This is a genomic window from Streptococcus gallinaceus, from assembly GCF_024170225.1.
GTDB classification, from domain to species: Bacteria; Bacillota; Bacilli; order Lactobacillales; family Streptococcaceae; genus Streptococcus; species Streptococcus gallinaceus.
On record NZ_JALJXU010000005.1, the window covers coordinates 139171 to 164721 of the forward strand.

Genomic DNA, 25551 nt, shown 5'->3' on the forward strand with positions numbered 1-25551 from the left:
ATGCTGCAAACGATTTTAGGTTTTTATCTTCAAAGTCTCCTCTTTTCAGCGATTATTGTTGTCGTGATGAGTCTGATTTGGTTTGCGAGACGGGCTGGAAAAGGACTGGATCAGACAGTGAATGACCGTCGTCAGTTTTTGATTGATTTGTTGATGATCAATATCATGACAATTCCGATTCTTGCTTTTGGAATCGTTGGAATTCTTATCATGTTTAGGGTTTAGAAAGTAGAAAATATGTACGATACAATTATTATTGGAGCAGGGCCTGCAGGGATGACCGCAGCGCTCTATGCAGGTCGTAGCAATCTCAAGGTTGCTCTTTTGGAACGTGGGATTTACGGCGGCCAAATGCAAAATACGGCTGATATTGAAAATTACCCAGGTTATGCCAATATTTCCGGACCAGAATTATCTGAGAAAATGTTTGAACCGCTTGAAAAATTCGGTGTGGAGCATCTTTTTGGACAAGTCCTTCGTGTGGAAACTGACGGTCCTGTCAAAAAAGTGATTACAGAAGACGAGACCCTGGAAACCAAGTCAATTGTCCTTGCAATGGGGGCCAAACACCGTTTGTTGGGCATACCGGGTGAAGCAGAATACAATAGCCGTGGTGTATCCTACTGTGCAGTTTGTGACGGGGCTTTCTTCCGTGACCAAGATTTATTGGTCGTAGGTGGAGGAGACTCTGCGGTGGAAGAAGCAGCTTTCTTGACACAATTTGCTAAGTCAGTGACAATCGTGCATCGTCGTGATAAATTGCGTGCCCAGCAAGTGCTGCAAGACCGTGCTTTTGCCAATGAAAAAATCAATTTCATCTGGGATAGTGTTGTCGAAGAGATCAAAGGCGATGACCGCAAGGTCCAATCTGTTGTCCTTAAAAATGTTCAGACAGGTGAAGTGTCAGAGCATGCTTTTGGTGGTGTCTTTATCTATGTTGGATTGGATCCGATGACGGACTCTGTTGCGGACTTGGGTATCACTGATGAAGCGGGTTGGATTGTGACCAACGACCTCATGGAAACCAGTCAAGCAGGTGTGTTTGCGGCTGGTGATATTCGCCAAAAATACCTTCGCCAAGTTACAACGGCTGTAGGGGATGGTGCCATGGCTGGTCAGCAGGTCTACAACTATTTGACAGCTTTGGAAGGATAAGGTTGCTTATATGTCTTACCAAGATGATATGCAGTCATTAGAAAGAACAGCCCAGCTTTTTAAAGTTTTAGGTGATCAGACACGTCTGAAAATTCTTTACTTACTCTCTAAACGAGGTTCGTTAAAAGTTGAAGATATTATCTATGAATTAGGTATGGAACAGTCAGCTGTCTCTCATCAACTAAGTAAATTACGAAAAAATCATATTGTTAAGGGGCAAAAAATGGGCAAGTACGTTGTCTACCAAATGGTAGATGAGCATGTTCGTCATATGTTTGAGCTGGCTCTAGCTCATAGCCAAGAGGAGGAATAAAATCCTTCTTTTTTTGTTTGACAAATGAACGTCTAATCATATATAATATATGAAAGCATATTCATGCGAGGTAAATCATGAAAAATAAATTTGTATCTAGTACCTTGATAGCTTTTTGGCTTAATTTCTCTTTTTCAATTGTTGAATTTATATTTGGGACCTTGTTTCAATCGGCGGCTCTATTAGCGGATGCTGTTCATGATATGGGAGATGCCCTTGCAATCGGTTTATCCTATTTCTTAGAAAAAATTTCAAAGAAGAAAGGCAATGATCGCTTTAGCTTGGGATATGACCGCTTTGCCCTCCTAGGAGCAATGGTCACATCGGTGATTTTAATAGTAGGTTCAATTTTTGTATTGGTTGAAACTGTACCACGCTTGTTTAATCCACCTGTTGTAGATAAAATTGGCATGCTATTGCTTGGTGTGATTGCCATTGTCATCAATGCTGTGGGGAGTTTTGTCCTTTCTGAGAAGTCATCAGAAAACGAAGAAGTTCTCAGTCTACACTTTCTGGAAGATATCTTAGGATGGATAGCAGTTATTATCGTAGCTCTGGTTCTCCAAGTGACAGACTGGTATTTTTTGGATCCATTACTTTCCGTTGCAATTTCTATTTTTATATTGAGTAAGGCGCTTCCTCGTTTTTGGAAAAATTTCTTAGTTTTTATGGAAGCTGTTCCAGCAGACATTGATTTACAGCAGATAGAAAATGAAGTTGAAACAGTTGAACATGTGAAAAAAGTAGTAGATTTGAGCGTTTGGTCTTTAGATGGACGGCAACATGTGGCAACGCTTCATCTGTGGATTGATGATGCCGCAGATGAAAAATCGGTCCGTCAAGAAGTGGTCGAACTCCTTCATTGTCACAATATTGTCGAAGCAACAGTTCAATTTGATCAAAATATGGAAGAACACCAAGAACATTGTCGCAAAGTAATTTTATCTGAACACAGGCATCAACACTGACAGCTTTATGGCTGAGTGTGGTATAATAAATGAAAACTCTAAATAGTGATAGGAAGTTGATATAGATGTTTCATATTTATGATATTCAAAAAAATCCAGAGGGTATTCAGTTTGAAAAGAGCCTGGATGTGACCGAGGAACTCAAGGGTCGTAATGCTGAGATTCTGGATTTGACGCCAGTTTTGGCTCAAGGAAGTGTTCGATTTGAAGCTGGATTTTACTTTTTAGATTACAGCATGTCTTACACCATTACCTTGGCCTCTAGCCGTTCATTAGCGCCGGTGGAGAGAGTAGAGACGATTGCAGTCAATGAAATCTTTGTGGCAGATGAATCCGTCCTAAAGGAAAAAGACTTGGTGGACGCAGATATGGTATTGGTAGTAGAGGATGAACAAATCCGCCTTGATGAAAGTGTTGCAGACAATATTTTGCTGGCAGTTCCCTTGAAAATTTTGACACCAGAAGAGGAAGCTGGTTTTGCTATGCCATCTGGAAATGATTGGGCTGTCTTGACAGAAGATGATTTCCAAGAAAGTCAGCAAGAGAAAAAAGAAGCAAGCAGTCCATTTGCCCAGTTACAAGGGCTTTTCGACCAAGAATGAAATTGACAGAATATTTGCAAAATCTTCCTTTTTGTTGTACAATGAAAAAGATAAACTATTACAGAGGAGCAAACTCATGACAAAAGCAAACTTTGGTGTAGTAGGGATGGCCGTAATGGGTCGTAACCTCGCCCTCAACGTTGAATCACGTGGCTATACAGTTGCCATCTATAACCGTTCAGCAAACAAAACAGAAGATGTGGTTGCGAGCAACCCAGGTAAAAAATTAGTACCAAGTTATGATGTGGAGTCTTTCGTAAATTCGATTGAAAAACCTCGCCGTATCATGCTCATGGTGCAAGCTGGTAAAGGTACAGATGCGACAATTCAAGCGCTTCTTCCATACTTGGACAAGGGCGATATCTTGATTGACGGTGGGAATACTTACTTTGAAGATACCATCCGTCGTTCAAATGAATTGGCTGACTCTGGTATCAACTTCATCGGTACAGGTGTTTCTGGTGGTGAAAAAGGTGCCCTCGAAGGCCCATCTATCATGCCTGGTGGTCAAAAAGAAGCTTACGAATTGGTAGCAGATGTCCTTGAAGAAATCTCAGCTAAAGCTCCAGAAGATGGTGCTCCATGTGTGACCTACATCGGTTCTGATGGCGCAGGTCACTATGTGAAAATGGTTCACAACGGGATTGAGTACGGAGATATGCAACTTATCGCCGAAAGCTATGACTTGATGCAACACTTGCTTGGTCTATCTGTTGATGAAATGGCAGACATCTTCACTGAGTGGAACCAAGGTGAATTGGATAGCTACTTGATTGAGATTACAGCTGATATCTTGAAACGTAAAGATGATGAAGGCCAAGATGGACCAGTTGTAGACTATATTTTGGATGCTGCCGGTAACAAAGGAACTGGTAAATGGACAAGCCAACAATCACTTGATTTGGGTGTGCCATTGTCATTGATTACAGAGTCTGTGTTTGCTCGCTACATCTCTACTTACAAAGAAGAGCGCGTGCATGCTAGCAAGGTTCTTCCAAAACCTGTTGCAGTGAGCTACGACAGCGATAAGGCTGAATTGATTGAAAAGATTCGTCAAGCGCTTTACTTCTCAAAAATTATTTCATACGCACAAGGTTTTGCACAACTTCGTGTGGCTTCTAAAGAAAACAACTGGGACTTGCCATTTGCAGACATTGCGTCAATCTGGCGTGCAGGTTGTATCATCCGTTCACGTTTCTTGCAAAAGATTACAGACGCTTACAACCGTGAAGCAGACTTGGCCAACCTTCTCTTGGATGAATACTTCCTTGATGTAACAGCTAAATACCAACAATCCGTTCGTGATGTGGTGAGTTTGGCTGTGCAGGCAGGTGTACCAGTACCAACATTCTCAGCAGCCATCACTTATTTTGATAGCTACCGCGCTGAAAACTTACCAGCCAACTTGATTCAGGCTCAACGTGACTACTTTGGTGCTCACACTTACCAACGTAAAGACAAAGAAGGCTTCTTCCATTATTCATGGTATGATGAAAAATAAGATATGACCAAAAAGATTTTAATTGCAGGTAAAGAGCGAAATTTATCGCATTTTGTATCAATGGAATTACAGAAGAAAGAATACATTGTGGATTATGCTGCGACAGGAGAAGAAGCGCTCCAGCTTGCAAATGAAACAGATTTTGATTTTATCATTATGAGTTTCCAACTGTCAGATATGACCAGTAAAGAATTGGCTGGAAACATCCTCAAGACTAAGCCTGCGACAGTGATGATTGTCGTAGCAGAACCTGAGGAAGCGGAGCAGTTCGGTGAAGATATCCGAGCCTATGCTGTTTCTTATATTATCAAGCCTTTTGTCATCCAGGAATTGGTGAGTCAGGTGGATATGATTTTTCGTGGTCGAGATTTTATCGACGAGCATTGCAAGCAAGTAAAATTGCATGCAGCTTACCGTGACCTAAAAATTGATTTTCAAAATCGAACGGTGACGCGCGGTTCCGAACTCATTGCTTTGACCCGCCGCGAATATGACCTCTTGGCAACCTTGATGAACAGCCAAGAAACCATGACGCGTGAGCAGTTGCTGGAAAAGGTTTGGCAGTACGAATCCGGAACGGAGACCAATGTAGTGGATGTCTATATCCGCTACCTTCGTGGAAAATTAGATATTCCAGGGCAGTTATCCTACATCAAAACCATCCGTGGAGTTGGTTATGCCATGCGTGACTAATATCCCTATAGCGAAGATCAGGTGAGGGTTCTCTCATCTGATTTTTATCTAGATTAGATTCTAATATAGTTGTTTTATTTTAGTGCGAGGCAAAGAGGTGTGGGCTGTACTGAAGTACGGCAAACCGAGTTAGCGAAGCAATCAAATAAAACGAAATGACTATAGTTTAAAATTTGTGTAAAAAGGAAGTAATATGAAGACCACATTTAAGGAAAAAATCTTGCTGATTACCTTTGCGTCCCTAGTTTTATTAGCTGTTTTGCAGTATGAAGCAATCTTGAAACTGATTTCGCTCTTGCTCGGGAGCGTCAACTCTCTTTTGATTGGTGCGATTTTTGCATTTGTGCTCAATGTACCGATGAAAAAATTAGAGAATTTGATTGAAAAAGTTCCTTTTTTGAAAAAATCTAGTCGTCCCCTAGCGATTGCGGGAGTTTTGGTAGCGTTTGCCTTGATTGTGACAGGTTTGGTCATGATTATCCTACCAACGCTGACAACTACGATTTCACAATTGGTTAGTGTGACCAATGAAGCTATTCCAAAGCTGGTTTCTGCCTTGCAAGAAAATGGTGTCCTGTCCAGTAAGGTAGGACAGGAAGTGAACAGCTATGTTAGCAAATTTACAGGTTGGGACAATGTCTCTTCTTATGTGACGTCCTTTTTAGCAGGATTGGCGACAAATGTTACAGGTATTTTCTCAAATGTTCTAACCTTGATTATGGCTTTCTTTTTCACCTTGAGCATCTTGGCTAGCAAGGAGCATTTGCAAGCCATGTCATCTAAGTTGTTGGTGGCTATTTTCCCAGAAAAAGTGGTGCATAACCTAACTTATGTGGGTGAAGTCATTATTGATACCTACGACCGTTTTCTGATGAGTCAGATTGTAGAGGCTTGTATTATCGGGGTCTTGGTATTTGCGGGTTATTCTTTATCTGGGATTCCTTATGCGGCCATGGCTGGTATCTTAGCTGGCGTTTTGTCCTTCGTGCCTTACATCGGTCCGCTTTCTGCTTGCTTGATCAGTGCGCTCTTTGTCTCTGTCCAAAATCCGCTGCTGGCTCTGTGGTCGATTGTGCTTTTCCAGATTATTCAGTTGATTGAGGGAAATGTCATTTACCCACGTGTTGTCGGTCAATCCGTTGGCTTGCCAACCTTGTTTACCTTGGCTGCTGCCTTGATTGGTGGGAATTTATTTGGTTTGATAGGGATGGTCTTCTTTACACCGATTTTTGCAGTTATTTATCGTCTGGTTCGGGAATGGACCTATGAACGATTGGCTGAAAAAAGCGCAGACGAAGCCTGATTGTAATTGGTATTGGTTACCTTGTATCTTGTCAGGGGGTGAGCCTAGCTCACTCCCTTTTATTCTCCTTAGAAATGTGGTACAATGAGATGATAATGATAAAATGGGGGAAAGAAGATGCGTTGTCCCAAATGTAATAGTTTGAAGTCAAGTGTAGTGGATAGTCGACAAGCGGAAGATGGCAATACCATCCGCCGCCGTCGTGAATGTGAAAAATGTGACTATCGTTTTACAACTTATGAACGTGTAGAAGAAAAGACGCTAGTTGTCGTAAAAAAAGATGGGACGCGCGAGCAATTTTCTCGTGAAAAAATCTTCAATGGGATTATTCGTTCCGCCCAAAAACGTCCAGTTTCTAGCGCTGAAATCGATGAAGTTGTCAATCGGATTGAACAAAAGGTTCGTGCTCAGAGTGATAACGAGGTAGAAAGTGATGTCATTGGGAATCTGGTCATGGAAGAGTTGGTTGATTTGGATGAGATTACCTATGTTCGTTTTGCTTCAGTCTATCGTTCCTTCAAGGATGTGAGCGAGTTGGAAATTTTGCTCAAGCAGATTACAAAAAGTGCCAAGCATAAAAAGCAGGACTAAGTTATGAAACCAAACGATACCTATGCTTACCTAGCAGGGCAACAATTTACGCCGGATTTTGCTAGTTTGGCCGCTTGCTACCAGCCGATTTTGGGGCTGGAGGCAACGGCACTCTACCACTATCTCTGGTCTTTTTATGACAATGGTCGTGGGCGGTATAAATTTAGTCGTGTGCTCAATCATCTAGGTTTGGGGACGCAGGCGGTGGAAGCGGCTCTCAATGTCTTATCTGCCATGAAGCTGTTGGACATCTATCAGTTGGAGGATGGAGTGAGTTTGCAGTTGCTTCGTCCTTTATCGCAGCAGGAATTTCTCAAGCACCCCCTTTACCATTCGCTGTTAGTCAAAAAAATTGGTGAGCCTGCCGTTCAATTGCTAGAACAAGATTTGCCATCTGTAGATAAAAAAATCAGCAAGCAATTTTCAGAAGTTTTTTCAGTTGAGGGACAAGTGGTGTCAAACTTGAGCCAGTCCAAGGAATTTGACATGCAGTCCTTTAAGCAATTGATGGGACGGGACAATCTGCGTTTTGAAGATGAGAAAACAGATACAGTTGCCTTACATCATTTGGCGGAGCAAGCTGGATGGACTTGGTTTGAATCTTATCAAGTGGCCAAAGAAACGGCTGTGGATTTTGTCATTTCTACCAAACGAATGGCTAAAAAATGGCAATCTAAGCCAGTCAGCCAGGGGCAATTTTCACCCCAAGAAGTATCCTTCATTCAAGAAAGTAAAAAACACAAGCCGCTAGAATTTTTACAACTCTTAAAAAACAGCCGGAAAGCAGCCTTGACAACTACAGAACGTACTTGTCTTAAAAACATGGCGCAACTGGGCTTACTCGATGAGGTCATCAACGCCATTGTGCTTTATACCTATAATCGTGTGGATTCGGCCAACTTGAATGAAAAGTATGCCTTAAAGGTGGCTAATGACTTTTCTTATCGTGGGGTTGATACGGCAGAAGCTGCAGTTTTGGCCTTGCGTGAGGGTGTAAAAATGAGCAAGCCTAGCCAGAAAACACCGGTAGAAACTAGCAATGTACCCGAGTGGAGCAAAAAAGAAGTGAAGCAAGAAAAAACAGTTCAAGATCAGAAAAGACTTGAAGAACTCCGTCGTCGGATGATGGGGGAGGAAGGAAAAGGAGGTGACCTATGAATCCAGTTCAAGAAAATATGAAGCGAGAAAATGGTGGACGTAAGTCCTTTCAAGAGCTTTATGCTGAGATTGTTAGCGATGCAGAGGTTGCAGAATTTATTGCTCAGCATCAGCTGACAGAAGACCAGGTCAGTCGCTCCTTGTCCAAGTTCTTTGAGTATCTCAATGAACGAAAAAAATATTTGGCCAAAGACTCTGCCTATATTGCGGTGGGCTACAAGCCTGTCTTGGTCATGAATGAAGGCTATGCCGATGTTTCCTACCAAGAGACGCAAGCATTGCTGGATTACCGCAAGGCGGAAACCATCAAAAATCGCATTCAATTGATTTCTTTGCCAGCGAGTCTCAAGTCCGTTACGGCAGCAGATTTGGACTTCGAAGATGTCAATCGGATGCCGATTTATGAAGCCATTAGTGAGTTTTTAGAGCGGGTCGGTCGTGACAATAAAGGCCTCTATGTTTTTGGGAATTTTGGTATCGGCAAAAGCTATCTGATGGCTTATTTAGCTCATCAGCTATCGGTCCGTCATGAGTTGGCAACGACCATGCTTCATTATCCGACTTTTGTCGTGGATATCAAAAATGCGATTAGCTCTGGTTCGGTTAAAGAACGGATTGACGACATCAAAGCAGCTCAAGTCTTGATTTTAGATGATATCGGTGCGGAGCAGCATTCGTCTTGGGTGCGAGATGATGTCTTGCAGGTCATCTTGCAGTACCGCATGCAGGAAAATCTTCCGACTTTCTTTACCTCAAATTTTTCATTTGCAGATTTGGAACGCCATTTTTCTTCTGGGAAAATAGGAGATGAGACTTGGCAGGCCCGCCGGGTGATGGAGCGCATTCGTTATCTTGCTAGAGAAATTCATTTGGAAGGGAGCAATCGACGCCATGACTGAAACCATTGACCTAATGAAAAAACATGTCTCGGTTCGTTCCTTCACGGATCAAAAAATCCCCGACCAAGACTTGAAAGCTATCCTTGAAGCAGGACAAGCAGCGTCTAGCTGGAAAAATTTTCAGTCCTACTCCATTGTAAAAGTGCAGTCTGACACGCAAAAGCAGGCCATCTATGCCGCACAACCACAACCTTGGATTCTGAAATGTGACACGTTTTTGATTTTTATCGGAGACCTCAATCGGGCTGAAAAAGCGACGCGACTTCATGCAGAAAATTTTCATGCGGATGGTGCGGACAATCTTTTGGTGACCTCAGTAGATGCAGCCTTGGCAGGGCAAAATGTCTTACTGGCTGCTGAAAGTATGGGCTATGGGGGAGTTTTTATTGGCATGATTCGTCAAAATGCGGATGAGATTGCCAAGATTTTGCAGTTGCCAGATTATACCTATCCTATCTTTGGAATTGCCTTGGGTGTTCCTAAAAAATTAAATGAAGTGAAGCCTCGCTTACCGCAGGAAGTACTGGTGTTTGAAGAGTTTTATCAGGAGCAGGACGCCCAAGTCATCAAGGACTTTGACCAGGTCATGACGGATTATGCAGGTGCTCGCCAGACTGAATTATGGTCTGAACGTGTAGCCATGCAGTTTGGTCAGCCAGAACATCCGATGACGGCAGCATTTTTAAAAGAACAGAAATTATTGAAATAAAGGAGGCCACATGGCTTTACCAACTATTGCGATTGTCGGACGTCCAAACGTCGGCAAATCAACTCTCTTTAACCGGATTGCTGGAGAACGCATTTCCATCGTAGAAGATGTGGAAGGTGTGACACGCGACCGTATTTATGCAACAGCTGATTGGCTCAATCGTAAGTTTTCCATTATCGATACAGGTGGGATCGACGACGTTGATGCGCCATTCATGGACCAAATCAAGCACCAAGCGGAGATTGCCATGGATGAAGCAGATGTCATCGTTTTTGTCGTGTCTGGTAAGGAAGGAATTACGGATGCTGATGAGTACGTTGCTCGTATCCTTTACAAGACTAATAAGCCCGTTATTTTAGCGGTAAATAAGGTTGATAATCCTGAGATGCGTAGTGATATCTACGATTTTTATGCCTTGGGTCTTGGCGATCCTTACCCCGTTTCATCCGTACACGGGATCGGTACCGGGGATGTTTTGGATGCCATTGTGGAAAATCTACCGCATGAAATTGAGGAAGAAAATCCAGACATCATCAAATTCAGCCTGATTGGTCGTCCCAATGTCGGAAAATCTAGTTTGATTAACGCCATCTTGGGAGAAGACCGTGTGATTGCTAGTCCAGTGGCTGGAACGACTCGTGATGCCATTGATACGCATTTCACGGATAGCGAAGGACAAGAGTTTACCATGATTGATACCGCTGGTATGCGCAAATCTGGTAAGGTCTACGAGAATACAGAGAAATACTCTGTCATGCGTGCCATGCGTGCCATTGACCGCTCAGATGTGGTTTTGATGGTCATCAACGCAGAAGAAGGCATTCGTGAGTACGACAAGCGGATTGCCGGCTTTGCCCATGAAGCGGGTAAAGGGATGATTATCGTGGTCAACAAGTGGGATACGATTGAAAAGGATAATCACACCATGAAGAACTGGGAAGACGATATTCGTGACCAGTTCCAATACTTGTCTTATGCTCCAATTATCTTCGTATCTGCCCTGACCAAGCAACGGTTGCATAAGTTGCCTGACCTCATTAAGCAGATTAGTGAAAGTCAAAATACTCGAATTCCATCAGCGGTTCTTAATGATGTCATCATGGATGCCATTGCCATCAATCCTACACCGACTGACAAGGGTAAACGCCTGAAAATTTTCTACGCGACACAAGTGGCTACCAAACCACCGACATTTGTCGTCTTTGTCAACGAAGAAGAGCTCATGCACTTCTCTTACATGCGCTTTTTGGAAAATCAAATCCGCAAAGCCTTTGTATTTGAAGGCACTCCGATTCATTTGATTGCTCGGAAACGTAAATAATCAGAACCTCCTTTTGGAGGTTTTTCTATTGAAACTGAGCATTTTCCCCTATTTATTGATAAAATAGAATGTTATATTGTGTAAAGGAGGAGAATCTATGGGTTTGGGATAGCTGGCGGGAACCTCGTGGCATGTAGGAAAATTCACTCGTAGTCAAGGAGATGAAAAGCGCCACAGAGCTCGCTACCAATTTTTTGAAAATGGCTTGTGTTTAAAACTGAAAAATCGTTGCTATGTCTCATCAAGGTGTGATATTTATCAGGTGCGCAGTCAAGACTATGACCAGCCCTTGCCGAGTTTTCGACAGGTCTTGGAGAAGCAATTTTACAGAGGACGTATGGTGGTACATCCTCGTTTTGGAGCGGGGCAGATTAAGGAATTAACAACAGACCAGTTGGTTGTGACTTTTCATGGAGATCATACCAAGGTATTTGCCCTTGATTTTGTCCTCGAAAAGAATCTGTTTCAATTTCCTCAGTAGGTAGCTGCTGGCAATTTTGATTGTTTTGGATAGAAAGAGAAAAAGGTGAAAGCCTTCTTTTTATCATGAAAAAACACCAATAAAGGGATTAAGTATGCTATAATAGAGGGATAAAGAAAAGGAGAATCTATGGCTAGAATGATGCCGGGACGGGTCCGTCAAGAGGGAATTGAATTGTACGAGGCCGGTAAGTTGAGTGTAGAAAAAAGTGCCGACTCTTGTCTTTTTTTCAAGGTAGATGCAGAGGATTTTTGCTATGCGCTCGATGAGGAAAAAATAAGTTGTTCCTGTGACTTGTTTGCGCAGCGTGCCTACTGTCCCCATCTTGCAGCTGTAGAATACTACTTGAAAAATGATGCGGACGGCAAAGAAACAATTGAAACTCTGTCCCGCGATGAAGCCAAGGAAGAAGAGCGCGAGCGACGGACCTATTTTGGAGGGCTTTTTCTGGATAAGGTCTTGCCTGGAGATGAGACGCTGGAAGTTCGCTACCAACTCTCGGTAGAGGGCCAGCTCTTGCTGTATGACCAAAATATTGATTGGACCTTGAAAATCAGCCGCCTGCCGGATAGCCGTTCCTATATCATTCGAGATATTGGCGCCTTTTTGAAAATTGTCAAAAAAGGAAGCTCCTACCAGATAGGAAAAAATTATTACGAAAAGTTGTCCTATGCTGTTTTTGACGATGCTAGTCAAGGCTTGCTGGATTTTTTGTGGCGAATCATTCCTGAAAAATCAGTTTTTGAAAGTGAAGTATTCGCGCATTTTGGACGTCATCTTCGTTTGCCACTGGCCTTTTTTGAAGACGGCTTGGACTTGCTTCAGCAATTAGCTAGCTTTGAATTTCATTGTGATGATGAAAAATATGACACCTTGAGGTTGGTGGATTTTGATGCAAGGGCGAATTTGTATCGCTTCTCGGTCGAGGTGGACACGCAGGTAATCGAGCTGAAGATTGAAGAGAAGCCCAAACGTGAGCTCTTATCGGGGCGCTACTTTTTGGTTGGGAATTGCCTTTATCAAGTGGATGCCCAGCAAGATACCTTGTTGAAAACGGTAAAGGATATCTTGTCCAAGGATGAGCAGGGGCGTAAGACGGTTCAAGTTGATTTTCAAGACCGAGATAAGTTGGCGCTCAGCCTCTTGGAATTCAAAAAAATAGGGACTGTGTCTGCACCCAAACGATTTGAAATTCAGGATTTTCAACCGCAATTTCGCTTAGATAAGGGAGAGGACAATCAGCTTCTCTTGCAACTTTCTCTCGCCTTTCCCAATTGCCAGGTAAGCAGTCAAGAGGAATTGCAAGAATTGGCCTTTGCCTATCATTACCAGCATTTACAAGGGGTTTATCGCTTTTTAGATCATGCAGGCTTTCGTGGTCAGTTTAAACGGCAACGAACGGGTTTATCAAGCCAAGATTGGTACCAATTTTTTGTACAAACCTTGCCAGCTATGAAGCGGTTCGGTCAGGTGGACTTGTCTGATGACTTGCGTGATGTCTTGGTGGAGGAGGCGACCAGCATCCAAGTGGACCGTAGCGGCTCACTTTTAGATGTTTCCTTTGATTTTGCAGGGATTGAAGCTGATGAGGTAGAGGATGCCTTAGAAGCCTTGATGTCAGCGCAAGCCTACTTCACTAGCCGGACAGGTCGGTTGTTGGTCTTTGATGATGAATTAAAAAGAGTCAGTCAAACCTTGACCTTTTTACGGGCCAAGTCAAGTGGACAAGGATCGATGACCCTGTCTAGTCTGGCATCTTATCAGCTAGCGGATGCCTTTTCTGGTCAGGACCATATTTCCTTTACGGAGAGTTTCCGAACCATGGCTTATGAATTAGCGCATCCAGAAGCAGTAGAATTGCCCGCCCTACCAATTCAAGCCAATCTTCGAGATTACCAACAACTGGGTGTTCATTGGTTGTCGACTTTGGATAAGTACGGATTTGGTGGGATATTGGCAGATGATATGGGTTTAGGAAAAACCTTGCAATCTATCGCATTTATCGCGAGCCATACGACAAAGGATTCCCGAGTTTTGATTTTGGCACCATCGAGCCTGATCTATAACTGGCAGGAAGAATGCCATAAGTTTGCCCCGCAGCTAGATGTGGCTGTTATTTACGGCAACAAGGCTGAGCGCGAGCGATTGCTTGAGGAAGACCACCAAGTGGTCGTGACCAGCTATGCTTCTTTCCGACAAGATGTCGCCCTTTACAAAGCCCAGTCTTACGATTACCTTTTCTTGGACGAAGCGCAAGTGATGAAGAATTCCCAGACAAAAATAGCTCAGCAATTACGCGAGTTTGAAGTGGGCAATTGTTTTGCCTTATCTGGGACTCCAATTGAAAATAACCTCAATGAAATCTGGTCCATCTTCCAAATTGTCTTGCCAGGTCTATTGCCGGCCAAGCTCGCTTTTGGTAAGTTGGCTGCAGAGGATGTGGCTCGGATTATTCGACCATTTATCCTGTGTCGCAAGAAAGAGGATGTGCTTGAAGAATTGCCTGACTTGATAGAGGTCAATGTTCTCAATGAACTGTCAGACGACCAAAAGGTCATTTATCTGGCCCAGTTGCGTCAAATTCAGGCGCGTGTGGCTTCGGCTAGCGAGGCTGAAATCAATCGCCAGAAAATTGAGATTTTGTCTGGCATTACGCGTTTGCGTCAGATTTGTGACACACCAAAATTATTTATGGATGATTTTGATGGAGAAAGTGGCAAATTGGAAAATCTCAAAGAGCTTCTCATCCAACTCAAGGAAGGCAATCACCGTGTCTTAATTTTTTCTCAATTTAAACAGATGCTGGACATCATTGAGAAAGAGTTGGACCATTTAGGTTTGAGCAGTTATAAATTGACTGGTTCAACTCCGACCCATCTTCGCCAAGAAATGACCACTGCTTTTAACACGGGCAGTCGAGATGCATTCTTGATTTCCCTGAAAGCGGGCGGTGTTGGGCTGAATCTAACAGGAGCGGACACAGTTATTTTGATTGACTTGTGGTGGAATCCTGCAGCCGAGCAGCAAGCCATTAGTCGTGCCCACCGCATGGGGCAAACAGAAACGGTGGAATTCTATCGTATGATTACCCGTGGCACCATCGAAGAAAAAATTCAAGAATTGCAAGAAAATAAGAAAAATCTTGTGACGACGGTTCTTGATGGAAATGAAAGCCGTGCTAGCTTGACGGTGGATGATATTCGTGAGATTTTGGGGCTTTCCTGAGCTGAAACTCCCGAAAAAGCAGGAAATATGCTATAATACCAGTTTGAAAGGAAAAAATGTATGACGAGACGACAGACACTGTTTCCATTGATTGCAGATGATGAAGTTTTGGTGGAGCCAGCTCCACAAATGACTTTATACGATGAGTCCGATCTTATCAGCAATATCAAGGGGCCTTATCAAGACAAGGATTTTAGCCATCCAGTTGCCGCTACGGAAGTGGTGCAGGAAGATTTATTGCCGCCGCTCTTTTCTAGTCAGCCGAGTGGTTACTCTAGACGAGAACGTCTGCAAAGACCGACACCTCCTCGAGCTGTTTATTCTGAAAAAACACAGGGGCAGTTGGCCCGTGAGCAGGCTCGCGAAGACTTGAAACGGAAAAAATCTGCGGCTTATTTACAGGATGAGAAAGCAAGTTTGCACAAGCCTTTGCGTCAACCAGTTACAGCACCATTGGTGCCAGAACACAAGTTGACACACTTGAGCTACCTTGCAGATAAACTGCGTCAAGACACTTACATTTTGGCCGATATGCCAGCGGTTTATTCTTTGGAAAAAAAGGACCGTGTAAAAGAAGAAGCCCCTCTTCAGCGAAATTCCTATGATTTCTTGAAGCGGAGCCAAGTATATGATTACCCTGAACGACAAGTGAGACATGAACGCCGTGTAGCTCAGGAATTAAATTTAACACACATGGAAGAGGATATGGAATCATGACCAAAACCTATCATTTTATCGGAATCAAGGGCTCTGGAATGAGCGCTTTAGCGCTAATGTTGCATCAAATGGGCCACAAGGTTCAAGGTAGTGATGTTGAAAAATATTATTTCACGCAACGTGGTTTGGAGCAGGCAGGGATTGCCATTCTTCCCTTTGATGAAAACAATATTTCTGCCGATGTTGAATTGATTGCCGGAAATGCCTTTCGTCCAGATAATAACGTTGAGATTGCTTATGCAGATGCACAAGGCTTGTCTTATAAACGTTACCATGAGTTCTTGGGTGAATTCATGCGCCAGTTTACAAGTTTTGGTGTAGCAGGGGCCCACGGGAAGACATCAACGACTGGCTTGTTGGCTCATGTTATGCGCAACATCACAGATACAAGTTACTTGATTGGTGACGGTACTGGTCGCGGTTCAGCCAATGCCAAGTATTTTGTCTTCGAATCAGACGAGTACGAACGCCATTTCATGCCTTATCACCCAGAATACAGCATCATTACAAACGTTGACTTTGACCATCCAGACTACTTCACTAGCTTGGAAGACGTCTTCAACGCCTTTAATGATTATGCTAAGCAAGTTACAAAAGGTCTCTTTGTTTACGGAGAAGATGCTGAATTGCGTAAGATTACGGCTCCAGCGCCAATTTACTACTATGGTTTTGGAGACGATAACGACTTTGTAGCCTATGATTTGCAGCCCTCTACAACTGGTTCAACTTTCAAAGTTCGCCATGGTCAAGAAGAATTAGGCAGCTTCCAAATTCCAACTTTTGGTCGTCATAATATTTTAAATGCAACGGCTGTGATTGCCAACCTCTATGTAGCAGGTTTTGATTTGGACTTGGTTGCAGAGCATATGAAGACATTTGGTGGGGTAAAACGCCGTTTCACTGAAAAAGTTGTGAACGGAACAGTCATCATTGATGACTTTGCTCACCATCCGACAGAAATTGTGGCAACGATTGATGCTGCACGTCAAAAATACCCAAGTAAAGAAATTGTTGCGGTATTCCAACCGCATACATTTACGCGGACAATTGCCCTCTTGGACGAGTTTGCTGCAGCCTTGAACGATGCGGACGCTGTCTATTTGGCACAAATTTATGGATCAGCACGTGAAACAGATAAGGGGCAAGTCAAGGTTGAAGATTTGGCAGCTAAAATCAAGAAAAAAGGTGCGGTGATTACAGTTGAGAATACATCACCACTCTTGAACCATGACAATGCAGTTTATGTGTTCATGGGGGCTGGCGATATCCAATCCTATGAGTATTCATTTGAACAACTTTTATCAAATCTTTCAAATAACGTACAATGAGAGACGATAGGCGGCAGATATGCTGTCTGTTCTTTCTATGGAGAAATAAAAATGGAAATACGGTCTGTACAGGAAGGAGACTTGGGAGGTATCAGAGCTTTAGAGGAAGGGAATTTTCCTCTGACGGAACAAATACCCTCTCCTGTTCTCGCATTTTATGCAGAAAAATTAGGCAAGACCTGTCTGGTCATCGAAGATGATGGAAGTCTGGTTGGACATTTATTAGCAACACCGATGGCAACAGCTAGTTTAACGGATGCTGTCTTTGAGCAAACGAGCCTTCCAGCGGGAGATTTAACCTATCTAGGGATATCGAGTCTCTCTATTGCCTCAACTCATCAAAAACAGGGGCTGGGAACCTTGCTCCTAGCTGGTTTAAAGGAAGTAGCTGTGGCTTCTGATTTCAAAGGAATTTGCCTAACATGTAAGGAAGAATTGGTTGGCTACTACCAAATGAATGGATTTGCTGAAATTGGTCTTTCTCCGTCGCAATTAGGTGGAGAAGAGTGGGTGGAAATGTACTGGGAAAGCCCATCAGAGTAAGGTTCTTCTTGCTTTTATGGCTTAATTAAGATATAATATCATGTAATTGTGTGAAAGGAGAATACGTGTGGCAGATAATGTAGAAAATAAAGACACACAAGAATCCTCGTTTCGAGACCAGATTTTAAGAGATTTAGAACAATTGAAACAGGAACGTCTAGCACAACAACCGGCAGAAGAAACGAGTGTCTCAGTAGATGATTTGAGACGACGCTTTGATGTCAATCAAGTAGAAGTTACACCTGTTGAGGAAGCGGATTCGTCAATAGAAGTAACACAAGAAATTCCACTAGTAGATCAAGTTACCGAAACGATTTCGACAGAGGAAGTCGTCGAAGATGCGCCTGCTAAGGAAACTCAGATGCTTGATGGGGTATTTGTGGAGACGCAACCCTTGAATGAAGTTCCTCAACCAGAGGAGACACCTTTGGCACCTGTAGAAGACCTAGATGCGACAGTTGTTCATCATTTTTCGATGGAAGAGCACAAGGAGCTTCTAGCAGAACATACCAATACCTTGGAAGAAACCATCGTTCCTACCGTTACCGAAGAGGAAAACAAATCCACTCGTAAACATACGCGGAGCCGAGCATCAGTGAATCATCACCGGAAAAAACGAGAAAAAACAGCAACTCGTATCGTTATGACCGTTATCGCGGTTGTATTACTTGCAGTTGCAGTGACAGGCGTAACAGGCTATACTTATGTAAAATCTAGCCTTGAGCCAATCAACACAAAAGCGACAAAAACACTTCAGGTAGAGATTCCAGAAGGATCGACAACACTTGAAATCGGTAAGATTCTTGAAAAGAAACATCTGATTAAGAATGCTACTATCTTTAATTACTATGCGAAGTTGAAGAGCTACAATAACTTCCAAAGTGGCTACTATAATTTGTCTCAGTCTATGTCTGTTGATGAATTGTCAAAAGCTCTACAAGAAAGCGGTACTGCAGCTCCACAAGAGCCGATTGCAGGTAAAATCTTGATTGTAGAAGGTTCGACGATTAAGCAAATTGCACAAGCAATCACTGACAATGTCAACACAAAACAAAAAGACGACAAGACTAAATTCTCTTCAGATGAGTTCTTGAAACTAGTAGCTGACGAGGCTTTCATCAATAAAATGGTCGCTGCTTATCCAAAACTATTTGCTAATCTTCCAGCTGCAGATAGCGGAGTCATCTATCGCTTAGAAGGCTACCTCTTCCCAGCAACCTATGAGTACTCAGACTCGACAACCATGGAGCAATTAGTTGAAAAAATGATTGTAGCTATGGACGAGCGTTTGCAACCTTATTATGACCAATTGGCAGCAAAAGGTCTGGATGTGAATTCACTCCTTACAATGGCTTCATTGGTTGAGAAGGAAGGTTCGACAGATGAAGACCGCCGTACCATTGCAGGTGTTTTCTATAATCGTATCAATGCAGGCATGCCACTTCAGTCTAACATTGCTATCCTTTATGCGATGGGCAAATTGGGTGAAAAGACAACCCTAGCAGAAGATGCAGCTGTTGACACAAGTATTGATTCACCTTATAATATTTATGCAAATACAGGCTTGATGCCTGGTCCAGTAGACAGCCCTAGCCAAGTGGCAATTGAAGCGACCTTCAATCCAAACAAAACAAATAACTATTACTTTGTAGCGGATGTCAAAACTGGTACAGTTTACTATTCTGAAACCTTAGAACAACACGAACAAAATGTTGCAACATACGTGAACAGTCAGATTGGGAACTAAAATTGATTAGAACAAGGTTATGTGGGTTTCCCGCATAATTTTGTTTTCACAAAATAGAGAGAAGGAAATAACATGGCAGAAAAAACATATCCAATGACGTTGGAAGAAAAATTGAAATTAGAACAAGAATTGGAAGACTTAAAATTAGTTCGTCGTCCAGAAATCGTAGAACGCATCAAAATTGCACGTTCATACGGAGACTTGTCAGAAAACAGTGAGTACGAAGCAGCAAAAGATGAACAAGCTTTTGTAGAAGGTCAAATTTCAACTTTGGAAACAAAAATCCGCTACGCAGAAATCGTTGATAGCGATGCTGTTGCAAAAGATGAAGTGGCGATTGGTAAAACAGTAACGGTTCAAGAAGTTGGCGAAACGGATGAAGAAGTCTACCACATCGTCGGTGCAGCTGGAGCGGATGCTTTTGCCAATAAAGTATCAAACGAAAGCCCAATTGGTCATGCCTTGATTGGTAAGAAAACAGGTGAAGTGGCAACTGTTCAGACACCTGCTGGCAGCTATGATATCAAAATCTTGAAAGTTGAAAAAACGAAGTAATAGCTCGTTTTATGACAATAAAAAAGAATCCAGGAGTGTTCGTCCTGGATTCTTTTTGGTTTGAAAAGAGACTAGGAAGCTATCCTAGTCCATTTCCCTTTATTTTGAACGTTGTTTTCCAGCGTTACGTCTGTCTTTTTTTGATGTGATAATGGCAGAGCTTGCGGTTGGTGTCACGTCTTTTGCTTTTGATGGTGTTGGAGTTTTTGGAGGATTTTGAGCAAATTCTTCCTCAATCTGAGCACGGATTTTTGGTTTGATAATGAAAGTTGTCAAGACTTGTTGGATGATACCGAAGAGACCACCCACAACCCAGTAAAGAGTTACGCCTGCAGGAGCGCTGATGGAGAACATAACAATCATGATTGGATTAATAAAGAGCATGGAACGCATTTGCTTCTTTTGCTCCGCATCAAGTCCAACGGTCATTAGAAGAGATTGGAAAAGGTAGAGGACACCGGCAATTGCTACGAGAATCAGACTAGATTTTCCAAGGTTGATACCAAAGAAACTTGCTTCTGCGATACCATCTGTAAATTTCGCTGCGTAAAAAAGTGCTGTAAAGAATGGCATCTGAATGAGTATAGGCAAGCATCCCATACCACCCAACATGCTGACACCGAGCTCTTTATGAGCGGCCATGTATTCTTGTTGAGCAGCCAGTTGTTCTTCCTGAGTAGCGGCATTACGCATGCGTTCTTGGATAGGATCCAAAATTGGCTTCAAATAGCGCATTTTTTCAGATTGGTAGCTGGCTTTATAAGATTGGTAAATTCCTAATGGTAAAATCAAGGTACGCACGAGGAGAGTTACGATAATGATAGCTAGTCCAAAACCAAGTCCTTGGTTAACCGCGAAGAACTTGATTAAGTGGCTCATTGGCTCAACTAAAAACTTGTAGACCCAACCTTCACCAGTTGGAACGCCATTTTTCTGCTGCACACAGCCAGATAGAAATAGTAACATGGATAGGGCTAAGCCCGATAAGAATAAACGTTTAGATTGTTTCACTTTTCTTTTCCTTTTTTGTCAAGATACTCTCTATTTTACTGTTTTTGAGAAAAATATACAAGTTAAAGATGATTATTGTACCTTAAAATCAGAGTAATCAGGAAAGTTAGACAATTGAACGTCTAGGTAGGTGACCTTGGACATGCGAGAGGGTCCTTTGCGGATTTCTTGGATGAACTGGCTGATCTTTTCCGATTGTTCAGACTGAGCAAGGATAGTGACAGTTCCGTCCTCGTTGTTCCAGACTCGCCCGTAGATGTCCCCTAATTCGGAGGCTAAAAATTGGACAGACCAACGAAAACCCACGCCTTGTACCCGCCCTGATGCAACCATTTTTATCTTGTGCATGGTCCAGACCTTCTTTCTTTTTGACAAGTATTTCACTTTATTATATCATGGGAAATAGTCAAAGAAAAAGAGGAAACTATGGAAGTTATACGGTCAAAGGCCAATCAGTTGGTCAAACAAACCAAGAAATTACATCAGAAAAAATACCGCAAGGAATCGTATTTGATAGAGGGTTGGCATTTGTTGGATGAGGCCCTTGCAAGTGGTGCCATCATTGAGCGAATTTTTGTACTAGAAGAATTTGCGGAAAAGGTAGCAGGGCTAGGATCGGTCGTTTTTGTCACTCGTGAGATTTTGATCGAATTGGCAGATAGTCAGACTCCTCAAGGAGTCGTTGCACAGATTGCACTTCCTAAGCAGGATTTACCGGCAAATTTATCTGGGAAGTACCTCTTTTTAGAAGATGTGCAAGACCCAGGAAATGTGGGAACTATGATTCGCACAGCGGATGCTGCAGGGCTAGATGCGGTTTTTATCTCAGACAAATCTGCTGATATTTATAACTTAAAAGTGCTACGCTCCATGCAAGGAAGTCATTTTCACTTGCCGATTTACCGGGTAGCAAGAGGTCAGCTCCTTGATTTATGTAAGGAAAATCAAGTACCTGTTTTGGCGACGACCCTTTCAAAAGATTCAGTAGACTACAAACAGGTGACTGTACCCAATGAATTTCTCTTGGTCATGGGAAATGAAGGGCAAGGGATTTCTCATGAAATGATTCAGAAAGCAGACCAATTGGTTCATATCACCATGCCTGGTCAAGCAGAAAGTTTAAACGTTGCTGTAGCAGCCGGAATCTTACTGTTTAGCTTTATTTAAGGTGATGATGTTAAAATGTGGTATAATAGGAATCAAAGGAGGCAGCTTATGACTTCTTATAAGAAAGATCCAGAATATATGGAGCATGTGGGGCAGTTGCTGGCTTCACCAAAGGTGCAGAAGCTAGTAGACATTACCCATCACTATTATTCCAATCGATTGGAGCATTCCATCAATGTATCCTATACCAGTTATCGATTAGCTAAAAAATTCGGTTGGGATGCTCGGTCGGCCGCACGTGGAGGTCTCCTCCATGATTTATTTTACTATGACTGGCGCGACCAAAAGTTTGCCAAGAGTCATGCCTGGGTTCATCCGCGTATTGCCCTGCGAAATGCAAAGAAGCTGACGAATATCAATCCAGTTGAAGAGGATATTATTGTCAAACACATGTTTGGAGCAACCATTGCGCCACCGCGTTACAAAGAGTCTTGGATTGTGACCTGTGTGGACAAGTATTGGGCAGTTCGTGAAGCGACCTTGCCCTTGCAGCATCGGTTTAAGCGAAGAAAACCAAGACATTTGAAATTACCATAAGAAGAATAGGGAGATAGAAATGAACGATAATCCATTTGTTATTAATCAGGTCGACACAGTTGGTCTCAATCGCTTTTTTGCCAAAATTTATGGCTTTGTAGCAGCCGGTATCGGGTTGTCAGCTGTGACATCGTTTTTGGCCCTGACCGTTTTTAGACAAGCGACCATCAACCTCTTGGTTGGTGGTGGGTCAGGCTTCATCATGATTTTGATGCTAGCTGAGATTGGTCTTGTATTTGCAGCGTCAGCTATGGCTGCTAAAAATAGTCCAGCAGCACTACCTATGTTTTTAGGCTATTCGGTGCTCAATGGGGTAACCATTAGCTTTGTGCTCATGCTTTATACTCAGACTGCGGTATTTAATGCCTTTTTATCCTCAGCGCTTATGTTTGTGGTTATGGCCGTGATTGGGGCAACGACCAAAAAAGATTTATCAGCCATGGGGCAAGCCTTACGCGCAGCTTTGTGGGGAGTGATTATTGCTAGTCTGGTCAATATCTTCCTTGGAAGTTCAGGAATGAGCTTCATGATTTCAATCGTTTCTGTCTTGATTTTTGCAGGATTGATTGCTTATGACAATCAGCGTATTCGCTATGTTTTTGAAGAAACAAACGGTCAAGTTGGGCAAGGTTGGGTCGTATCAATGGCCTTGCAGCTCTATCTGGACTTTATTAACTTGTTCTTGAACCTCCTCCGTATCTTTGGTTCAAGAGACTAAATACAATCTAAAAAGCTTCCTTGGATACCAGGGGAGCTTGTTTCATTTTCTTACCAAGCCCGTAACTTTCATCTTGAGTCATTTTACTATATACTATACTAAAAGTAAGAAATAGAAATAAAAATAGAAATAAAGGGGGAAGTATGGATTTAAATATTGTCTTAATCTTGAGTAGTTTTGTTGTATTATCGTCTATTTTTTTAAATAAGTTTTCAAATAAGGTGGGGATTCCCACGTTGATTTTTTTCTTAGGAGTGGGAATTTTCTTTACTCACCCGAGTGGTTTGAATATCCATTTTGCGAATTATTTGCTGACGGAGAAGATAGCTTCGATTTGTTTGATTTTTATTATTTTTTATGGTGGATTTGGAACGCGTTGGGAAGAGGCAAAAAAAGTTGTTCAGCCAGCCATCGTATTATCAACTTTTGGAGCTGTTTTGACAGCTGCTAGTGTGACTTTGTTTTGTCATTTTATCTTGCATTTTGGTTTACTAGAGAGTTTTCTCATGGGAAGTGTGATATCGTCTACGGATGCGGCGTCGGTTTTCTCTATTATTCGTTCGCGGCGATTAAGTCTGAAATATCGAACATCATCTCTTCTGGAAATAGAAAGCGGATCCAACGATCCCGCGTCCTATCTTTTGACGATTATAGCGATCGGTCTCTTGAACAAGGACATGTCTCAGAGTCAAGTGATTGTGAGTGTTTTTAGTCAAATTATTTTTGGTCTGCTGTTTGGTTTTTTAGCGTTTAAAATCTGTAAGTTGTTTTTGACAAAAATTAAGATAGCTGAGGGCTTTGATATTATTTTGATTTTTGCGATTAGTATTTTGACCTTCAGTGCGACATCCTATATCAATGGGAACGGCTATCTTGCAGTTTATCTGTATGGCATCCTTCTTGGAAATAGTAAGATGAAGAATAAAGTTGCTCTTGTCTATTTTTACGATGCCTTTACGAATCTCATGCAGATTGCTCTCTTTTTTACATTAGGATTTTTATCCGATTTTCACTTGATTGTGAAAAATATGCCGATTGCTTTTCTGATTTTTCTCTTTTTAACATTTATTGCTCGCCCTCTGGTGGTCGAAGGAGCAATGGCTTTTTTCAAACCCAAAATGGCGCAAAAGGCGGTCATATCTGTAGCTGGTCTAAGGGGAGCAGCTTCGATTGTTTTTGCGATTATGGCACGTAATCAGATTGTTGGAACTACTCAATTGGATATTTTCCATGTTACTTTTGGTATTGTTCTTCTGTCTATTTTGATTCAAGGGAGTTTGCTTCCATTTGTATCAACCAAATTGGATATGATTGACCTTCTTCAAGATCCCCTCAAATCGTTTACGGACTATTCTAATGAAACTCCTATTGAATTTATAACTTTTGTTGTGGATGGGGATCATTTTTGGAAAGACAAGAAATTAGAGGAAATGGATATTAGTCGTGCCCTGTTAGTCGTTTTCATCAATCGTAACGGAGAGCGCATATTACCAAATGGGAAAACCGTTATCCGAGAAGGAGATAAGATTGTTTGTATTGCCAAATCCTTTACTCAAGGGAGTGACATCCATATCAATGAAGTGAAAATTGAAGAAGACAATGCACATATTGGTACAAAACTGAAGGATTTTGAAAAAGAAATGTTGGTTATTCTCATCAATCGTGGTGGCAAGTACATTATCCCCCGAGGAGATAACAAATTGTTAGCCGGGGATAAGGTCCTGTATTTAGAAAGTGCTAATTTATAAAAAGAAAAAGAACCCTCTGGCGGGATTGAACTGCCCCCCATTCGTTAGATTTCTTGTCTAACGAATGGGGGGCTTTTTCTATGAAATTAAGTTATGAAGATAAGATTCAACTCTATCAATTAAGACAAGAAGGCTATTCAATTCCCTACTTGTCTAAAATGTTCGATGTTAGGGAATCTACTATTAAATATATGCTTCGGCTAATGAAACGCTATGGCTTAGACATTGTTAAAAAAGGGAAAAATACCCACTATTCTCCTTTACTGAAAAAGGAAATGATTGATAAAGTTTTATTGGATGGTCAATCTATATTATCGGTCTCTCTTGATTATGCCCTCCCCAATAGGGGAACCCTGTCCAATTGGCTTTCCCAATACAAGAAAAGTGGTTATACTATTGTTGAGAAAGCAAGAGGGAAACCACCAAAGATGGGACGTAAACCAAAGAAAACATGGGAGGAAATGACTGAATTAGAGCGTCTTCAGGAAGAAAACGAGCGTTTAAGAACGGAGGTGGCCTATCTAAAAAAGTTGAGAGAACTTCGATTGAGGGACGAAGTAG

General features: G+C 42.2%; 27 protein-coding genes. 25 read left to right on the forward strand and 2 right to left on the reverse strand.

Annotated elements, in window-relative coordinates; translation table 11 throughout:
* From J2T50_RS07460 to greA, 20 genes are all read left to right on the forward strand, one after another.
* Complete coding sequence (locus J2T50_RS07460) at nucleotides 1-225, forward strand: DUF4059 family protein (RefSeq protein WP_253365289.1); 225 nt, start codon at nucleotides 1-3, stop codon at nucleotides 223-225.
* A gap of 12 nt (nucleotides 226-237) precedes the next feature.
* Nucleotides 238-1155, forward strand: a complete 918-nt coding sequence (trxB, locus tag J2T50_RS07465; RefSeq protein WP_253365290.1) for a thioredoxin-disulfide reductase — start codon at nucleotides 238-240, stop codon at nucleotides 1153-1155.
* Nucleotides 1156-1165: 10 nt separating this feature from the next.
* Complete coding sequence (locus J2T50_RS07470) at nucleotides 1166-1468, forward strand: ArsR/SmtB family transcription factor (RefSeq protein WP_253365291.1); 303 nt, start codon at nucleotides 1166-1168, stop codon at nucleotides 1466-1468.
* A gap of 77 nt (nucleotides 1469-1545) precedes the next feature.
* Nucleotides 1546-2436 (forward strand): cation diffusion facilitator family transporter, encoded by an 891-nt coding sequence (locus tag J2T50_RS07475; RefSeq protein WP_253365292.1) that lies wholly within the window; start codon nucleotides 1546-1548, stop codon nucleotides 2434-2436.
* A gap of 65 nt (nucleotides 2437-2501) precedes the next feature.
* Nucleotides 2502-3038 (forward strand): DUF177 domain-containing protein, encoded by a 537-nt coding sequence (locus J2T50_RS07480; RefSeq protein ID WP_253365293.1) that lies wholly within the window; start codon nucleotides 2502-2504, stop codon nucleotides 3036-3038.
* A gap of 76 nt (nucleotides 3039-3114) precedes the next feature.
* Nucleotides 3115-4539: an NADP-dependent phosphogluconate dehydrogenase gene (gene gnd, locus J2T50_RS07485; RefSeq protein WP_253365295.1), complete on the forward strand. Its 1425-nt coding sequence runs from the start codon at nucleotides 3115-3117 to the stop codon at nucleotides 4537-4539.
* A 3-nt stretch (nucleotides 4540-4542) separates the two neighbouring features.
* Nucleotides 4543-5232, forward strand: coding sequence for a response regulator transcription factor (locus J2T50_RS07490; protein ID WP_253365297.1), 690 nt, complete (start codon nucleotides 4543-4545; stop codon nucleotides 5230-5232).
* A gap of 193 nt (nucleotides 5233-5425) precedes the next feature.
* Nucleotides 5426-6535, forward strand: coding sequence for an AI-2E family transporter (locus J2T50_RS07495; protein WP_253365299.1), 1110 nt, complete (start codon nucleotides 5426-5428; stop codon nucleotides 6533-6535).
* A 117-nt stretch (nucleotides 6536-6652) separates the two neighbouring features.
* On the forward strand, nucleotides 6653-7126 hold the full coding sequence (gene nrdR, locus J2T50_RS07500) for a transcriptional regulator NrdR (protein WP_253365301.1): 474 nt from the start codon (nucleotides 6653-6655) through the stop codon (nucleotides 7124-7126).
* 3 nt (nucleotides 7127-7129) lie between these two features.
* Nucleotides 7130-8284 (forward strand): replication initiation and membrane attachment family protein, encoded by a 1155-nt coding sequence (locus tag J2T50_RS07505; protein ID WP_253365303.1) that lies wholly within the window; start codon nucleotides 7130-7132, stop codon nucleotides 8282-8284.
* Nucleotides 8281-9183 (forward strand): primosomal protein DnaI, encoded by a 903-nt coding sequence (gene dnaI, locus J2T50_RS07510; protein ID WP_253365304.1) that lies wholly within the window; start codon nucleotides 8281-8283, stop codon nucleotides 9181-9183. Before J2T50_RS07505 ends, dnaI begins: the two co-directional genes overlap by 4 nt.
* Complete coding sequence (locus J2T50_RS07515) at nucleotides 9176-9892, forward strand: NADPH-dependent oxidoreductase (RefSeq protein ID WP_253365306.1); 717 nt, start codon at nucleotides 9176-9178, stop codon at nucleotides 9890-9892. The genes dnaI and J2T50_RS07515 overlap by 8 nt, the downstream gene beginning before the upstream one ends.
* Before the next feature lie 10 nt (nucleotides 9893-9902).
* The gene (der, locus tag J2T50_RS07520) at nucleotides 9903-11213 is read left to right on the forward strand and encodes a ribosome biogenesis GTPase Der (RefSeq protein ID WP_253365314.1); all 1311 of its coding nucleotides are present in this window, start codon (nucleotides 9903-9905) and stop codon (nucleotides 11211-11213) included.
* Nucleotides 11214-11475: 262 nt separating this feature from the next.
* Nucleotides 11476-11694, forward strand: a complete 219-nt coding sequence (locus J2T50_RS07525; RefSeq protein ID WP_253365322.1) for a hypothetical protein — start codon at nucleotides 11476-11478, stop codon at nucleotides 11692-11694.
* A 129-nt stretch (nucleotides 11695-11823) separates the two neighbouring features.
* On the forward strand, nucleotides 11824-14919 hold the full coding sequence (locus J2T50_RS07530; protein WP_253365324.1) for a pilus expression-regulating Snf2 family helicase: 3096 nt from the start codon (nucleotides 11824-11826) through the stop codon (nucleotides 14917-14919).
* Nucleotides 14920-14979: 60 nt separating this feature from the next.
* Nucleotides 14980-15636, forward strand: a complete 657-nt coding sequence (gene zapJ / locus J2T50_RS07535) for a divisome accessory protein ZapJ (protein ID WP_253365326.1) — start codon at nucleotides 14980-14982, stop codon at nucleotides 15634-15636.
* Nucleotides 15633-16964, forward strand: a complete 1332-nt coding sequence (murC, locus tag J2T50_RS07540; RefSeq protein ID WP_253365328.1) for a UDP-N-acetylmuramate--L-alanine ligase — start codon at nucleotides 15633-15635, stop codon at nucleotides 16962-16964. Before zapJ ends, murC begins: the two co-directional genes overlap by 4 nt.
* A gap of 51 nt (nucleotides 16965-17015) precedes the next feature.
* The gene (locus tag J2T50_RS07545) at nucleotides 17016-17507 is read left to right on the forward strand and encodes a GNAT family N-acetyltransferase (RefSeq protein ID WP_253365329.1); all 492 of its coding nucleotides are present in this window, start codon (nucleotides 17016-17018) and stop codon (nucleotides 17505-17507) included.
* Between the two features lie 67 nt (nucleotides 17508-17574).
* Complete coding sequence (gene mltG / locus J2T50_RS07550; protein WP_253365330.1) at nucleotides 17575-19254, forward strand: endolytic transglycosylase MltG; 1680 nt, start codon at nucleotides 17575-17577, stop codon at nucleotides 19252-19254.
* 72 nt (nucleotides 19255-19326) lie between these two features.
* Nucleotides 19327-19809 carry a transcription elongation factor GreA gene (gene greA / locus J2T50_RS07555; protein ID WP_253365331.1) on the forward strand — a complete coding sequence of 161 codons (483 nt, stop codon included), beginning with the start codon at nucleotides 19327-19329 and terminating at the stop codon, nucleotides 19807-19809.
* A 99-nt stretch (nucleotides 19810-19908) separates the two neighbouring features.
* On the opposite strand, the gene yidC is transcribed toward greA, so the two are convergent.
* Together yidC and J2T50_RS07565 are read right to left on the reverse strand one after the other, a co-directional pair.
* Nucleotides 19909-20820, reverse strand: a complete 912-nt coding sequence (gene yidC, locus J2T50_RS07560; RefSeq protein WP_366515780.1) for a membrane protein insertase YidC — start codon at nucleotides 20818-20820, stop codon at nucleotides 19909-19911.
* Nucleotides 20821-20892: 72 nt separating this feature from the next.
* A complete protein-coding gene (locus J2T50_RS07565) occupies nucleotides 20893-21168 on the reverse strand; it encodes an acylphosphatase (RefSeq protein ID WP_253365332.1) in 276 nt (91 codons plus the stop codon).
* Between the two features lie 78 nt (nucleotides 21169-21246).
* On the opposite strand from J2T50_RS07565, the gene J2T50_RS07570 reads away from it, so the two are divergent.
* The 5 genes from J2T50_RS07570 to J2T50_RS07590 form a co-directional block, all read left to right on the forward strand.
* Nucleotides 21247-21987 carry a TrmH family RNA methyltransferase gene (locus J2T50_RS07570; protein ID WP_253365339.1) on the forward strand — a complete coding sequence of 247 codons (741 nt, stop codon included), beginning with the start codon at nucleotides 21247-21249 and terminating at the stop codon, nucleotides 21985-21987.
* A gap of 48 nt (nucleotides 21988-22035) precedes the next feature.
* Nucleotides 22036-22524, forward strand: a complete 489-nt coding sequence (locus tag J2T50_RS07575; protein ID WP_253365340.1) for an HD domain-containing protein — start codon at nucleotides 22036-22038, stop codon at nucleotides 22522-22524.
* Between the two features lie 19 nt (nucleotides 22525-22543).
* Entirely contained in the window at nucleotides 22544-23242 is a 699-nt protein-coding gene (locus tag J2T50_RS07580) for a Bax inhibitor-1/YccA family protein (RefSeq protein ID WP_253365341.1), read from the forward strand.
* 143 nt (nucleotides 23243-23385) lie between these two features.
* Nucleotides 23386-24990 carry a potassium/proton antiporter gene (locus tag J2T50_RS07585; protein WP_253365342.1) on the forward strand — a complete coding sequence of 535 codons (1605 nt, stop codon included), beginning with the start codon at nucleotides 23386-23388 and terminating at the stop codon, nucleotides 24988-24990.
* Between the two features lie 80 nt (nucleotides 24991-25070).
* Nucleotides 25071-25551 (forward strand): transposase (locus tag J2T50_RS07590; RefSeq protein WP_253365343.1); only part of this gene is annotated, 481 nt, incomplete at its 3' end.